General features: G+C 67.6%; 14 protein-coding genes and 1 pseudogene. 7 read left to right on the forward strand and 8 right to left on the reverse strand.

The window, feature by feature from the left end:
• Positions 1–120 precede the first annotated feature (120 nt).
• The gene (locus A5692_RS11540; RefSeq protein WP_068055968.1) at positions 121–873 is read left to right on the forward strand and encodes a cutinase family protein; all 753 of its coding nucleotides are present in this window, start codon (positions 121–123) and stop codon (positions 871–873) included.
• A 12-nt stretch (positions 874–885) separates the two neighbouring features.
• Here the strand turns inward: A5692_RS11540 and A5692_RS11545 are convergent, their stop codons facing one another.
• Genes A5692_RS11545 through A5692_RS11555 form a run of 3 tightly spaced genes read right to left on the reverse strand, consistent with a single transcriptional unit; the run spans position 886 to position 2958 of the window.
• Complete coding sequence (locus A5692_RS11545) at positions 886–1623, reverse strand: Rv3717 family N-acetylmuramoyl-L-alanine amidase (protein WP_197514430.1); 738 nt, start codon at positions 1621–1623, stop codon at positions 886–888.
• A 55-nt stretch (positions 1624–1678) separates the two neighbouring features.
• On the reverse strand, positions 1679–2335 hold the full coding sequence (locus A5692_RS11550; RefSeq protein WP_068055974.1) for an enoyl-CoA hydratase-related protein: 657 nt from the start codon (positions 2333–2335) through the stop codon (positions 1679–1681).
• The gene (locus A5692_RS11555; protein ID WP_068055977.1) at positions 2332–2958 is read right to left on the reverse strand and encodes a TetR/AcrR family transcriptional regulator; all 627 of its coding nucleotides are present in this window, start codon (positions 2956–2958) and stop codon (positions 2332–2334) included. The genes A5692_RS11550 and A5692_RS11555 overlap by 4 nt, the downstream gene beginning before the upstream one ends.
• A gap of 126 nt (positions 2959–3084) precedes the next feature.
• Here A5692_RS11555 and A5692_RS11560 point away from each other — a divergent pair, with 126 nt between their 5' ends.
• The gene (locus A5692_RS11560; RefSeq protein ID WP_068055980.1) at positions 3085–4254 is read left to right on the forward strand and encodes an acyl-CoA dehydrogenase; all 1170 of its coding nucleotides are present in this window, start codon (positions 3085–3087) and stop codon (positions 4252–4254) included.
• On the opposite strand, the gene A5692_RS11565 is transcribed toward A5692_RS11560, so the two are convergent.
• Positions 4251–4808, reverse strand: a complete 558-nt coding sequence (locus tag A5692_RS11565; protein WP_068055983.1) for a TetR/AcrR family transcriptional regulator — start codon at positions 4806–4808, stop codon at positions 4251–4253. The genes A5692_RS11560 and A5692_RS11565 overlap by 4 nt on opposite strands.
• Positions 4809–5039: 231 nt before the next feature.
• Between A5692_RS11565 and A5692_RS11570 the strand changes: the two genes are divergently transcribed.
• Together A5692_RS11570 and A5692_RS11575 are read left to right on the forward strand one after the other, a co-directional pair.
• Positions 5040–6314, forward strand: coding sequence for a hypothetical protein (locus A5692_RS11570; protein ID WP_231984296.1), 1275 nt, complete (start codon positions 5040–5042; stop codon positions 6312–6314).
• 114 nt (positions 6315–6428) lie between these two features.
• A complete protein-coding gene (locus A5692_RS11575; RefSeq protein ID WP_068055986.1) occupies positions 6429–7274 on the forward strand; it encodes an SDR family NAD(P)-dependent oxidoreductase in 846 nt (281 codons plus the stop codon).
• On the opposite strand, the gene A5692_RS11580 is transcribed toward A5692_RS11575, so the two are convergent.
• Both A5692_RS11580 and A5692_RS11585 read right to left on the reverse strand, forming a co-directional pair.
• Positions 7271–8230 carry an SMP-30/gluconolactonase/LRE family protein gene (locus tag A5692_RS11580; RefSeq protein WP_068055989.1) on the reverse strand — a complete coding sequence of 320 codons (960 nt, stop codon included), beginning with the start codon at positions 8228–8230 and terminating at the stop codon, positions 7271–7273. The genes A5692_RS11575 and A5692_RS11580 overlap by 4 nt on opposite strands.
• 179 nt (positions 8231–8409) lie before the next feature.
• Positions 8410–9204 (reverse strand): hypothetical protein, encoded by a 795-nt coding sequence (locus A5692_RS11585; protein WP_068055993.1) that lies wholly within the window; start codon positions 9202–9204, stop codon positions 8410–8412.
• A 221-nt stretch (positions 9205–9425) separates the two neighbouring features.
• Between A5692_RS11585 and A5692_RS11590 the strand changes: the two genes are divergently transcribed.
• Complete coding sequence (locus tag A5692_RS11590) at positions 9426–9863, forward strand: DoxX family protein (protein WP_068055996.1); 438 nt, start codon at positions 9426–9428, stop codon at positions 9861–9863.
• Between the two features lie 120 nt (positions 9864–9983).
• Here the strand turns inward: A5692_RS11590 and A5692_RS11595 are convergent, their stop codons facing one another.
• Both A5692_RS11595 and A5692_RS11600 read right to left on the reverse strand, forming a co-directional pair.
• The gene (locus tag A5692_RS11595) at positions 9984–10652 is read right to left on the reverse strand and encodes a carboxymuconolactone decarboxylase family protein (protein WP_231984297.1); all 669 of its coding nucleotides are present in this window, start codon (positions 10650–10652) and stop codon (positions 9984–9986) included.
• 45 nt (positions 10653–10697) lie between these two features.
• Positions 10698–11099, reverse strand: coding sequence for a nitroreductase family deazaflavin-dependent oxidoreductase (locus A5692_RS11600; protein ID WP_068055999.1), 402 nt, complete (start codon positions 11097–11099; stop codon positions 10698–10700).
• 85 nt (positions 11100–11184) lie between these two features.
• Between A5692_RS11600 and A5692_RS11605 the strand changes: the two genes are divergently transcribed.
• Together A5692_RS11605 and A5692_RS11610 are read left to right on the forward strand one after the other, a co-directional pair.
• A complete protein-coding gene (locus tag A5692_RS11605) occupies positions 11185–11766 on the forward strand; it encodes a TetR family transcriptional regulator (protein ID WP_068056002.1) in 582 nt (193 codons plus the stop codon).
• Positions 11767–11921: 155 nt separating this feature from the next.
• Positions 11922–12386: pseudogene (locus A5692_RS11610) on the forward strand (FIST N-terminal domain-containing protein); the annotation flags it as partial.
• Positions 12387–12420: the final 34 nt, after the last annotated feature.

The following is a 12420-nucleotide window of genomic DNA, read 5'->3' on the forward strand; positions in this document are numbered from 1 at the left end:
GGCTGGGCGTCATATCGGTGCGACGACACGCGGCGCTCCTCCGACGCATGTTGCGGCGCCTAGGTATACAGGAAACAATGACGAATTGTTCGCCATATTGACAGTTTGGGAGGGGTCCGTATGGGCACTAGTCGCGGCATGATCGCACGTCACTTCATCCGTTCCCTGGCTCCTGCAGTCGCCGCGGCGTCCGGCCTCGGCGCGTCGGCCCTCGTCGGTTCCGCCCTGCCCACCGCCGCCGCCCAGTGCCCCGACGTGCAGGTGGTCTTCGCCCGCGGCACCGGCGAAGCCCCCGGCGTCGGCCCCACCGGACAAGCCTTCGTCGACGCCCTGCACTCGCGCATGGGAGCCAAGTCCTTCGACGTGTACCCGGTCAACTACCCCGCCAGCGACCAATGGGACACCGGCGTCGACGGCATCAGAGACGCCGCGAATCATGTCAATTCGATGGCCCACGACTGCCCCAACACCAGAATGGTGCTCGGCGGCTACTCCCAGGGCGCGGCCGTGATGGGCTTCGTGACCTCGCCCTCGGTGCCCGACGGCGTCGACCCCAACACCGTGCCCAAGCCGCTGGACCCCTCGGTGGCCAGTCACGTCTCCTCGGTCGTGCTGTTCGGTATGCCCAACGTGCGCGCCATGAACTTCCTCGGCGAGCCGCCGGTGGTCATCGGCCCGGCGTATCAGGACAAGACCATCAAGGTCTGCGCCACCGAAGACCCGGTCTGCTCCGACGGCATGAACTTCGCCGCCCACAACACCTACGCCGACGACGGCGCCATGATCGACAAAGGCGTCGCCTTCGCCTCCAGCCACCTGGATGCGGGCACCAGCGGGCCCGGCGCGTCGCCGGTCCGCGGTTTCACCGGCTGAGCGACCGCTCAGCTACTGGGCGCCTTTGGCGTTCAGAAAGGCGACAATTCCCTGGGTGACCGCGGCGGCGTACTTCGCCCGGCCGTCGGGGCTCTGCATGCGCGCGGCGTCCTCGGTGTTCTTCATGTTGCCGAGTTCGACGAGGACGACCGGGTACTGGGCCAGGTTCAGCCCCGCCAGGTCGTTGCGGCCGTAGAGGCCGCCCGACCCGATGTAGTTCGCGGGCTGGAAACCGGCCTGCGACAGCGCATCCCGCATGGTGGTGGCCAGCTGGACGGCCGGGCCGGCCTGGACGTCGTTCAACGGCGGGCTGGAGTAGTTCACGTGGAATCCGCTGCCGGACGCCGGTCCGCCATCGGCGTGGATGCTCACGATCGCGTCCGGGCGCATCGCGTTGGCGGCCGCCGCGCGTTGGTCCACGCACGGGCCGACAGAGCTGTCGTCGCCGCGGGAGAGTTGGGTGCGCACGCCCATCTGGTTGAGCGACTCGCTGATCAGGGTCACGACGGCCCAGGTGAACGCGTGCTCGGGGTAGCCGTCGCCCGTGGCCGTGCCGGAGGTCTGGCAGGCCTTGGTCCCGCCCCGGCCGTTGGGGACCTGCTGGTTGATCGAGGCGTCGTTGACGGCGTTGTGCCCCGGGTCGAGGAAGACGGCCGCCCCGGCCGGGCCGGCGTGGGCGTGGGGTGCACCGATCAGCGCGCCGGCACCGAGCAGCGCCGGCGCGAATCTCAGCAGGTCGCGGCGCGAAATGGGTCCCGGGCCGGCGCGGTCACTCACCGCGCGATGGTAACAATCGGCCGACTCCTCAGACGTCGGTCAGCGCCCGCGTCGCGGCGCGGAACATCGTCTGCTTGATCGCGCCGAGCGTGCCGGGGTCCTTGGCGCCCAGCGGGCGCAGCAGGCCGGCCGCCGCTTCGGTCACCTCGCCCTCGGCGGCGGTCGCGTCGACGATGCCGAGTCCGGCCGCCTCTTCCCCACCGAAGCGCCGCCCGGTCGTCATCGACGCCACCGCGGCGCGCGGCGTGAGCTTGGCCTGGATCAGCGCGGCCATGCCGTCGGTGAACGGGATGCGGATGTCGACCTCGGGGAAGCAGAAGAAGCCCCGGTCGGCGCGCATCACCCGAACGTCGTGGGCCATGGCCAGCATGGCGCCGGCGCCGAAGGCGTGCCCGGTGATCGCTGCGGCGGTGGGCATGGGAAAGGCGAGGACGCGGGCCAGCAGCGCCTGCACCCGCGCGACGTAGTCCTTTGTCTGGTCGGCGTGCGCGCCCAGCCAGTCCAGATCCAGCCCGTTGGTGTAGAACTTGCCGCCCGCGGTGGTGACCAGCCCGTGCGCGCCGGACTTCTCGATGTCGTCGAGTTGTTCGTTGATCGCGCCGAGAAACTCCGGGGAGAACCGATTCTCGTCGTCGCCGAGGTGCAGCACCGCGATCGTGTCGTCCCAGCTGAGTGTCGGTGTCATGTCCCGTCCTTTTCTGTGGTTTTGCGCCGGGGCTCCCCGGCGTCCAGCACGGCTATGACCGCGGCGCGCAATCGCTCACGCGCATCGGTGTCCTTGATCCGGTTGCAGTGCAAGAGGATCGCCGTCGGCAGGTCGACGATGCACATCGTGACGACGTCGACGGCCGCCGCGTCCTTGCGGTCCCACAGCAGGCGGGCCAGCCGGATCATCGATTCCACCAGCAGCCGGTCCAGGTCACGCAGCTGCGCCGCGAGGTCGGGCGGCGTGTCCGGGCCCAGCAGTTCGTCGCGGCGCACCGTCAGCAGCAGCCGCGACGATGCCGGATGGTCTTGGGCGAATACCGCCGGCGCCTCGGCCGCGGCCACCACCGCGGCCACGGCGTCCCCCTGCGGCGCGGCGTCGATCAATTCGGCCTGCGCGCAAAGGAATCGGTGCCCGGCCCGCAGCCACGCCCGCCCGACCAGTCCCGCCCGCGAGCCGAACGTGTGGTACAGCGCGCCGTTGGACACACCGGTCGCGTCGCTGACGGCCCTGATCGTGACCGCGGCGGGCCCGGCCTGCACGGCCAGCCGTTCGACGGCATCCAGGATCTGGTCCTGGTCGTGAACCCGGGGTCGCGGCACGCCGCCATGTTAACAGAGCGGCTGCTCTGTTACTTCACGGTGTACGACGCGCGCGAGATGCGGAAGAAGTGACCCCCGCGGAAGCGACGTCGTTACCGTACAAAAAGGTATGGTACGGTCGGCGCCATGTCCGTGGTCGACGACCGGCAGCTGCGCGGAATCACCGACGACTTCGTCGCCCGGCTGGCCGAGCGCGCCGACGAGGCCGAGCGGCTGCGCCGGCTGCCCGCGGCGACGGTCGACGAATTCCGCCGGACCGAGCTGTTCCGGCTGTTGCTCCCGGCCCGGTTCGGCGGGATCCAGGCATCGTTTCCCGAACTGCTGCAACCGATTCGGCGCATGGCGCACGGGTGCGCGTCCAGCGCCTGGACCCTGGGGTTCTACGCCCTGCACAACTGGATGCTCTCGCTGTTCGACATGCGGGCCCAGGAGGAGGTGTTCGCCTCGGGACCGGTGCTGGCGCCCGCTCCCCTCGCCCCCACCGGGCGCGGCACCCCGGCCGACGGCGGGGTGCGCCTCACCGGCCGGTGGTCGTGGGCCACCGGCGCGATGGACGCCGACTGGGTGATGGTCGGGGCGCTCATTGAGCGGCCGGACCGCATCGACCCCGCGCTGGTGCTGGTGCCCGCCGACCAGGTCGAGGTCGTCGACACCTGGCACACCGCGGGCATGCGCGGCACCGGCTCCCTCGACATCGTCGTCACCGACGTGCTCGTCCCGGAACACCACATGGTGTCGGTGGCCGACATCTACTCCGGGACGGCGCCGGGCGCGCGGGCCCATGACGCCCCGACGTATCGGTGGCCGATGGTGCCCGCCCTGGCGCTGGTGGCGTCGATGCCGGTGCTCGGCGCCGCCGAACGGGTCACCGAGTTGTTCGCCGAGCGGTTGGGCGGTCGCGTCCTGGCGTACAGCGGTGCGGCACAGAAGGATCAGCCCGCCGCCCAGATCCGGCTGGCGAGCGCGCGCGTGCGCCTGCGCGCGTTGCGGGCGCTGGTCGACGAGACCGCCGGCGGGATCGAGGACCTGGTGGTCCGCGGCAAGCGGGTGAGCCGGGCGGTGCGGGCTGAGGCGCGGCTGGCGGCCGCACACACGGTGCACGAGAGCAAGGTGATCATCGCCGACCTAGTGGAGGCCTCCGGCGCCAGCGCGCAGTTCCTGTCGAACCCGATGCAGCGCTTCAAGCGCGACGTGGACATCGCGTCCGGGCATGTGGTGTTCGACTACGACGTGAGCCGAGAGTTGGCCGGGGCGTTGGCGATTGGCGCCAAGATCTCCCCGATCGCGATGGTCTAGTCCTTGAGCATCAGCTCGAGGAATCGTTCCCGCTGGGCGGCCTTTTGCGCCTGCTGGGCCGAGTCGGCCAGGTGCAGCAGCCCGATGCCGGCGGCGAAGGTCAGCTGGGCGCGCAGCCTGGCGTCATCGGGGCTGAAGCCGTAGTCGCCGTACGCCTTCGTCACGGCGCGCAGCAGCCGACGGTCGGCTGCGCGGACGTTGGCGGCGGCGGCCGGGTCGGTGCGGGCCCATTCGCGCATCGCGCGTTCCAGCGTCCAATGCCCCGGGCTGGTCAGCGCCGCCATCATGGCGGACAGGCGCTCGCGCGGCGGCAGCGCGTCGAGCTCGGCCAGCGATTGCCGGTCCTGTTCCAGGAACGTGTTCCACGAGTCGACCAGCGCGGCGCGGTAGCTGTCCATGTCGTCGAAGTGCCAGTAGAAGCTGCCGCGGGTGACGCCGGCCTGCTGGCAGAGGCGCTCGATCTTCAGCGCGCGCACCCCCTGCTCGGCGAGCAGCGCATAGCCCGCCTGCAGCCAGTCCTCGACCGTCAGTCGGGGGGTCTTACGCGCGGGCACACCTGAAGGTTACGGGTGGCTCGACCCTGGCAGGCCGGGTTATCCGGCGCGGTCTAGGGTTTGCTCGCTGCCGCCGCTGCAGGCCGGCCCCCGGCGTCGGTGAATTCCTGCCGAACACACGGCAAAGGGAAACGGTGTGCCCCGCACGGGGGTGTAACGTCCCGATTTGCTAGCCGACAAATTCCTGTTAACTGTTGGCCGCTTTGCTTGGCCAAAGGATCAGGGGGTGCCGTGAGCACGACCGACGTGTTCGACGTGTCGGCCGGGACCGATGCCGACGAGGTCGTGGTCGCGCTGCACGACGAGGCCCTGCTGCTGGGCGGCGACCCCGCCGCCGTCGAGTCTTACCTAACGCGGCTGCGATCCATCGCCGGGCAGGGGATGCGGGTCGCCGGGATCGACACCGCGTCGCTGGCCAGCGGGTTCGTCGGGGTGGCCGCCCTGCTGGCCGACACCGGCAAGTACGTGCAGCTGCACCGCGACACCGTCGAGGCCCTGAAGGAAGGCAACCTGGTTCCCCTCGGCGAGGGCTTCTTCCGGCTGGCGACGGGCGTCGATGCCGGGGACCTCCTGGCCGCGCTGCAGTGGCAACCGGCGATGCTGGGCGCCGAGGCGATGATGTCCGCGCAGATGATCGCGGTGCAGGTCGCGTTGAAGTCCGCGGTCGCCGAGGTCGAAGACGCCGTCCGGCGGGTGGAGGACAAGGTCGAGGCGGTGCTCGAAGTCGCGCGGGCGCAACGCGCCGGCGACGTCCTGGGCAACAGCCTGACGGTCTCGCGGATGGTCGAGTCGCTGGAGAAGTACGGGTCGCTGCCGGATGCGTACTGGGATTCGGTCGCCGCGCTGGGGCCGGCGCTGAACGTCGCGGTCGAGCAGCTGCGCAACCACGTGAGCCGCATCCTGGCGTCGTTCGATCACACCCTGGGCGTGCAGCAGCGGGCCGGGAAGCTGCGAAACGCCATCGACGACAACCGGCTTGGCGACACCCTGAGCCTGCTGGTGATCGCCGAGGAGGCGCTGCACAAGTGGCAGCGGCTCAACCTCGCGCGCATCGAAGCGACGGAACCCGATCAGCTGCTGCGGGCGATCGACGAGGCTCGCGGGCTCGTCGACCATCACCTGCGCGAAGACCTCGACATCTACCAGAGCGCGAAGGAGATCCTCGACCGGTTCGGGAAGACGGCGGCCATCGACGGCTTCCGATTCTGGGCGGTGCGCGAGCTGGCCAAGCAGGGCGCCGCCCTGCGCGACGAGCTCGACCGCTTCGCTAAGGCGCGCCAGCACCAGGTCGAGGCCTGGGAGGACTTCCATATTCCGAGCGTGTTGGATGCTGCCGTCGCCACTTTGGGAGCGGTCGGGACCGTCACGGGCCGTGCGTTCGTGGCAGTCGGCCGCGGGGTCGTCTACTTGGGCTCGCAAGTGGCGGGGCCGTTCCGGGGCAAGGCTAGCGAGGAACAGTCTCAGGCGAGCAGCTCTGGAGTCGAGGAACACCAGCCGGCGTGCTGATTGCGCGGTGACTCGGCGCAGCGCGTCGTCGTTGACTGCGGTCGAGGCCGCCTTGATACTCCACCAGTACGGCCGTCGGCCATCAACGGCGTTCGGCCCGCGAAGGAGGTCGGCGTGATCGATTTGGGGCTCTCAGGCAAGCGTGCGGTGGTGTCGGGTGCGGGCTACATCCCCGAGCGCGCGGGCCACGGTTGGTTCACGTCGTTGGCCCTGGCCGAAGCCGGCGCCTCGGTGGCCTGCATCGACATCGACGAGCAGCGCGCGGAGCAAATCGCCGGCGAGATTGTCGGCCGGGGCGGTCACGCCGTCCCGATCGTCGCCGACATGACCGACCCCGAGCAGGTCGGCCGGGCGATCGACGACGTCGAGGCGGCGCTGGGCGGGGTCGACGTGTGCGTCGACATCATCGGTGGCGCGACCTGGTCGAAGGTCGAGGACTTCACCCCCCAATTGTGGGACGCGGCAATTCATTACAACCTGACCCAGGTGTTCTACCTCTTTCAGGCCGCGGCACGGTACATGATCGCCCAGGGCAGCGGCGGATCGTTGGTGGCGATCGCGTCGGTCGACGGTATCGCCTCGGCGACCTACCACGCCGCCTACGGCGCCGCCAAGGCGGGCGTCATCTCGCTGGTCAAGACGTTCGCAGATGAACTGGGGCGCTATGGCATTCGCGCCAACGCGGTCGCGCCGGGCAATGTCGGCTCAGGCAACGAGGATCAGCCGCCTGGTGAGTATGCCGTCAATGGAATCAATCCGCTGGCGGCACCCCGCGCGCATGACGTCGCCAACGCCGCGTTGTTCCTGTCCTCGGAGCTGGCCGCGCGCATCACCGGTCAGACCCTCGTCGTCGACGGCGGTGCCACCATTCGCCAGCTATGGGGGCTGGGCGAGTCGATGATCCCGGCCGACCCCGAGCAGGCGCTGCCGGATTTCATGCGGCCCGGGCCGTCAGGCTAGCGCTGGTGGATTAGCGGGAGGCCGGGCACCGAGCTTCTGCCCTTGAGCACGTATGGCGTCGTGATCGAACCGATGTAGATGTCGCGCATGTCGTGACCGCCCCAGGCGATGCTGGTCGGGCTTTTCAATAGCGCGCCGTCGGGGTCGTCGAGCACGGTTACCGCTTGGCCGTCCGGGCTGATCGCCACGATCCTGTTGGCGAGAACCAGTGTGACCCAGAGGTTTCCCTCGGCGTCGAACGCGCATCCGTCGGCCATCCCCCACCGGCGGCCAACTTCCGGGTCGGCCATTAGGCGGCCGGCGTCGGGGCCGTACTCGTCGGGGCGCCGGCCCCCGAGCGGCGGGCCGTATTGCTCTTCGGGCCCCAGCGTTTCGCCTTCGATCGGAAACCGCACAACGTCAGCGGCCAGCGTGCGGACCACGTACAAATACTCCTCACTGCGATCCAGCACCATGCAATTCGGGAAGTTCACCGCGTCGGCAGCCACTTGTGCCGATTGGCGGTCTGGTGCGACTCGAAAAATGAACCCATCGGCAGTGCCGTTCGCGATCGTATCCATGAGGTCGTCCGCGGTCGTGCTCACCGAACACCACAACGCCCCAACGGAATCCACTAGGACGAAGTTCAACCATCGCAATGGGCGTCCGTCGAGTTGTTCTCTTAACACCGCCGTGATCGCACCCGTCTCCGAGTCGAGATCCTGCAGTACACCCAAGCCCCAATTGGCGATCAGAAAGTGGCCGTCGCGGTCCAGAGCGATCCCATTCGGCTCGCCGCCGGCCTGCCCCATGTGCCGGACGGTGTGCTCGTCGATGAGTTCTGCGACCGCCGAGGCCTTATCGGACGCGAACACCCGACCATCGCTAGCCACCAGGACGTGTTCGGGGCGGTCCACACCGCGCCCGACGGCGTGCAACCCGGTCAACCCGATTGTGGTCTCGCCGGTTCCGCTCATCGATTCCCCTCGTGGACTCGTAGCAGCCCAATGTCAGGCTAGCGGAGGGTACACGAGCTCACCGGGTCGAGCAGCCCAGCATGAGAGACCCTCATCCCGTCGGCTGATACGCACCCGCCCGTTTCGGGCTGCCGTCAAGGGGCTGAGGAACCGAGACGGCGCTGGGCGGGCCAGTGTGCTCAGGCCGTGGTACCGCTGACCATTTCTGGCGAGTGGCCAATGGCTGCGAATTGACGTTTGAGCATTTGGTATCCCCAGGCGAGCACTAGCCAGGGCGCGATGAGCCAGGGCATGTTGAGCATGATGAACTTCACGCCCAGGTCGAAGAAACTCGAGGTGTTCACCGACGGCATGCCGCCGATGATTTCGCTGCCGTAGTAGTACCAAGTCAGCACCGTGTGAGTGACGGCCGTGGACATGACGAGCAAAGTGCCCCGGTAGTCGGTGAATTGCGAGCGTTTGAGCAGGATCAGACCCGTGACGCCGACGCAGGCGTTGATAACCGAGAGCACCTCGATCATCAAGAAATGGGGATTTGGGTTGAGGTAGCGCAGATCTCCACCGTCGATGTAGGCCCACCACGGGTAAGCCCAGGCGCTTTCACGAGCGCCGGCGATCGGCTTGTGCAGGATCAGCCACCCCAACTCCCACGTCAGATGGGTGGCGTAGGAGCAGATCACGAACGGCAGCACGACCCCCTGCAGGCGCTCGAACCTGGTCCAGCGCCGCAGCGACCGGATCGGCAGAAAGGCCGCAAAGATTCCCACGAAGTAGGCGGCAGTAGCTTGAGTGGCTAGCAGGTTGGCCATCAGCCCGCGGTCCATATGGCCGTGGAACACCAGGTACGTGTAGAGCGGGAAGCCCAGCACCAGCGAACCGAACGCCACGATCCACATCACCCGCAAACCCCGGGACGGCGGCAGGGCGCTGATGACAGGCTTCGCGGTAGCCAGGGGGACTGCGGTCGCGGTCATCGGTGCTCCTTGGTGAGTTTCACAAGCAGAATAGTGATTACTGCAGGAATGGACATAGTGACCCGCGCCGCCCAGCCGCTACCGAAGCCGGCAAGATCACCCGACGTCCCGCGATTCAAGCGATGTATCACAGACCTCAGGTCGTCGGCGGTCACGTTCTGGCGTCGTGGCGTGTCGTAGCAGTAGACCACTCGTTACGACACTTCAACGGAGACTCTGAAATGACTGCGATCACAAAACCCCCCGGCATGCGCACTCGCGCCCAGATAACCACCTACTGGATTGCCACCGCCGTGCTCGTCGCTGAGTTGACATTGGGAGGCATCTGGGATGTGCTCCGCGTTCCCTTGGTTCGCAACGTCGCGACGCACTTGGGTTATCCGACGTACTTCTTGGTTTTGCTTGGGACTTGGAAACTGCTCGGCGCGGCTGCCCTCGTTGTGCCGCGGCTTCCGCTGGTCAAGGAGTGGGCCTACGCCGGCATTTTCTTTGTCTATTCGGGGGCCATCGTGTCGCATTTGACCACGGGCAAGGATGTCCAAGAAGCCGCGATCTGCTCCATTCTGCTCGTAATGACGGTTGCGTCATGGGCCGTGCGTCCGGCGGCACGCACGCTCCACAAACGCGAACACGACCAGGACATAAGCGTGGCGGAGTGACCATGTCCTTAGTGCCCGCTGCTCGGGGCGGCCCCGAACTTCTCTGAGCTGCAAGAGATCGCGCTGCCTCAGCTGCGCGCAGATCGGGTCGATATCAGAGGCGCCGCTGGAGCGCGATGTTCAGTGAGCTGTCGACAAGACGTTGTCGAGCTCTCTCAGCGCCGCCACGACGCGGGCGATGCCGTGCTCGGCACAGAAGCGGACCACGTCGCGGACGCCGTCCGCGCCGAGACCGGTGTCGAGCGCGAGTTCGACGTGCCGATGGAAAGTCTCGTCCAGAGCCTGCTGGCTGACATCGGAGGTGAGCGCCATGATGGCGCGCTCTCGCATGCTCAGTCGGTCCTCCGACCACGCCCGCGATAGCTGCCAATCAAGGAACTTCGTGGTCCATTCGTCTGCGGTGCCGAGGCGGGCCACACCGTCACCCCCGGCGCCGGTCATCGGCGGCTCACCGAGATCATTTGTATCCAAACCGATCTCGGTCGCGACCTCCTTGAGCCGGGCGAGTGCGTCGGCCGCGGCCGGATATCCCGAGTATGGGGCGATAAACCGGATCGCGGCCAACAGGTCGGCGTAGGTAAGACCGTGCATCCGGGCCGCGGTGACGTGCATCCGGAAAGCCAGCCCCATATATGAACGGCATACATCCAGCGTCAGGTTCTGCAGTAGCTTTTCGCGGACGCTGGTCCCGGGCAGTGCGAACGTGAACGTAGCGATGCCTTCGACCGCGAGCTTTTCGAACTGCGGATCTACTTCCCCGAGCGGACTGCTCGGTAGGTCCACCGTCACTGGACTCACCTCTTCTTTCAACCCTGACAACGGAATCCGGCCGAATCAGCGTGCCGGCGCCAGTTCGCGTACCACGTCGAGCCTTAAGAACTCTGGCGCCTTGATCACCCTGCGGAGCATGAACCGGATGAACGGCGGCATGTCGGTCGCGTTCTCGTCGCGGAAGATCGTCGGGGCGCCGAGCTGGTAGTGTCGCCGCCTACTCTGCAGTTCGCAGCCGCCCGCGGCTAGGACATTCTGCACCCAGTCCGTGCCTGGGCCGTAGGTCAGCGCAATCACAAATCCGTTGTGGCGACGGAACGCCCACAGCGGGGTGCGGAAGGTGCGGCCCGATTTGCGACCGCGATGGATGACGACCGCCCACCCCGGTGCCCAGGGAGCGATGTACTTGGTGACGCGATTGAGGCCGATCTTATTGGCTTTGGCGACCCATCGTGGTGTCGGCATCTCCGAAACTCCTCGCCTGTGGAATTTATACGCCCAGGTTAGCGACCGTGGGCCTGGAAGTCAACGGCTGTAGAATTTCAGGACTATGCGCCCGATTGGACGACGGCCGGGTAACCCCGACACCCGCAACGCGATCGTGGCGACCGCTCGACGGCTGTTCGCCGACTCCGGATACGACAAGACCTCGGTCCGCGACATCGCCGCCGTGGCCGGCGTCGACCCGGCACTGATCCGACACTATTTCGGCAGCAAGGCCGAACTATTCCGGTCCACCGTGGGATGGCCGTTCGAGCCAGCCGAGCTTGAGACCCGAATAGCCAGCGGCGATCGCGGCGAAATCGGTGCGCGACTGACGCGCGTGTTCTTCGAAGCGTGGGAGCACCCGGACTCGCGCGCCCCGCTCCTGGCGATCCTGCGCGGCGCGGCAACCCACGAGGAGTCCACCGCGCTGGTGCGTCAGTTCATTCAGGGCCAGTTGTACCCGCATTTGGCCAAGCCGCTGAAGGGATCGGATGCCGAACTGCGGATCGATTTGGCCATGTCCCAACTCCTGGGCATCGCCTACCTGCGCCACGTGCTGCAGGTGGAGCCGATCGCGTCCACACCACTGGACGAACTCATCGCGCGGGTCACGCCGATCATCACCGCCCACCTCAAGCCGGCCTGAGCGAGATCGACTGTGCGGCAAGCATTCACCGCCGCCGCGCCGCCGACGTGGGGATCCACCGGCCGGCGAGGAAGCCTGCCGCGGCTGGGCTCTACTTTGCGCGCTGAAGCTCCGGGGCGGCGACGGTCGCGCCCAGGGCGGCGCATCATGGAAGGGTGCGAATCGGAGTCGGGGTTTCCATCGCGCCCGACGCGCGGGAGGCCGCGGTGGAGGCTGCAGCGCACGCGTGCGACGAGCTCGCAGGTGAGGCGCCGACCCTGGCCGTGCTATTCGGATCGCGATCACACGCCGACAACGCTGTGGACGTCCTCGACGCGGTGCAGCGGATGGTCGAGGCGCCCGCGCTGATCGGCTGCATCGCTCAGGCGATCGTCGCCGGCCGTCGTGAGATCGAGGACGAACCCGCCGTTGCGGTGTGGCTGGCGTCCGGCCTGGCCGCCGAGACGTTCCAGCTGGACTTCGTCCGCACCGGCTCGGGTGGCCTGATCACCGGTTACCGGTTCGACCGGACCGCGCACGATCTGCACCTGCTACTGCCGGATCCGTACACATTCCCATCGAGCTTGCTCATCGAACACCTCAACACCGACCTGCCGGGAACGACGGTGACGACCGCGGTCCAACCGACTTGACGGAATCCAACGTGGTTCTTCA

The organism is Mycobacterium sp. E342 (assembly GCF_001667665.1).
In the GTDB taxonomy this organism is placed as follows: domain Bacteria; phylum Actinomycetota; class Actinomycetes; order Mycobacteriales; family Mycobacteriaceae; genus Mycobacterium.

Excerpts from the sequence above, each read along its gene's own strand:
- A5692_RS11540 (WP_068055968.1), top strand. The coding sequence starts at position 121 with ATGGGCACTAGTCGCGGCATGATCGCACGTCACTTCATCCGTTCCCTG.
- A5692_RS11550 (WP_068055974.1), bottom strand. The coding sequence starts at position 2,335 with ATGACACCGACACTCAGCTGGGACGACACGATCGCGGTGCTGCACCTC.
- A5692_RS11560 (WP_068055980.1), top strand. The coding sequence starts at position 3,085 with ATGTCCGTGGTCGACGACCGGCAGCTGCGCGGAATCACCGACGACTTC.
- A5692_RS11580 (WP_068055989.1), bottom strand. The coding sequence starts at position 8,230 with ATGAGCGGAACCGGCGAGACCACAATCGGGTTGACCGGGTTGCACGCC.
- A5692_RS11585 (WP_068055993.1), bottom strand. The coding sequence starts at position 9,204 with ATGACCGCGACCGCAGTCCCCCTGGCTACCGCGAAGCCTGTCATCAGC.
- A5692_RS11590 (WP_068055996.1), top strand. The coding sequence starts at position 9,426 with ATGACTGCGATCACAAAACCCCCCGGCATGCGCACTCGCGCCCAGATA.
- A5692_RS11600 (WP_068055999.1), bottom strand. The coding sequence starts at position 11,099 with ATGCCGACACCACGATGGGTCGCCAAAGCCAATAAGATCGGCCTCAAT.
- A5692_RS11605 (WP_068056002.1), top strand. The coding sequence starts at position 11,185 with ATGCGCCCGATTGGACGACGGCCGGGTAACCCCGACACCCGCAACGCG.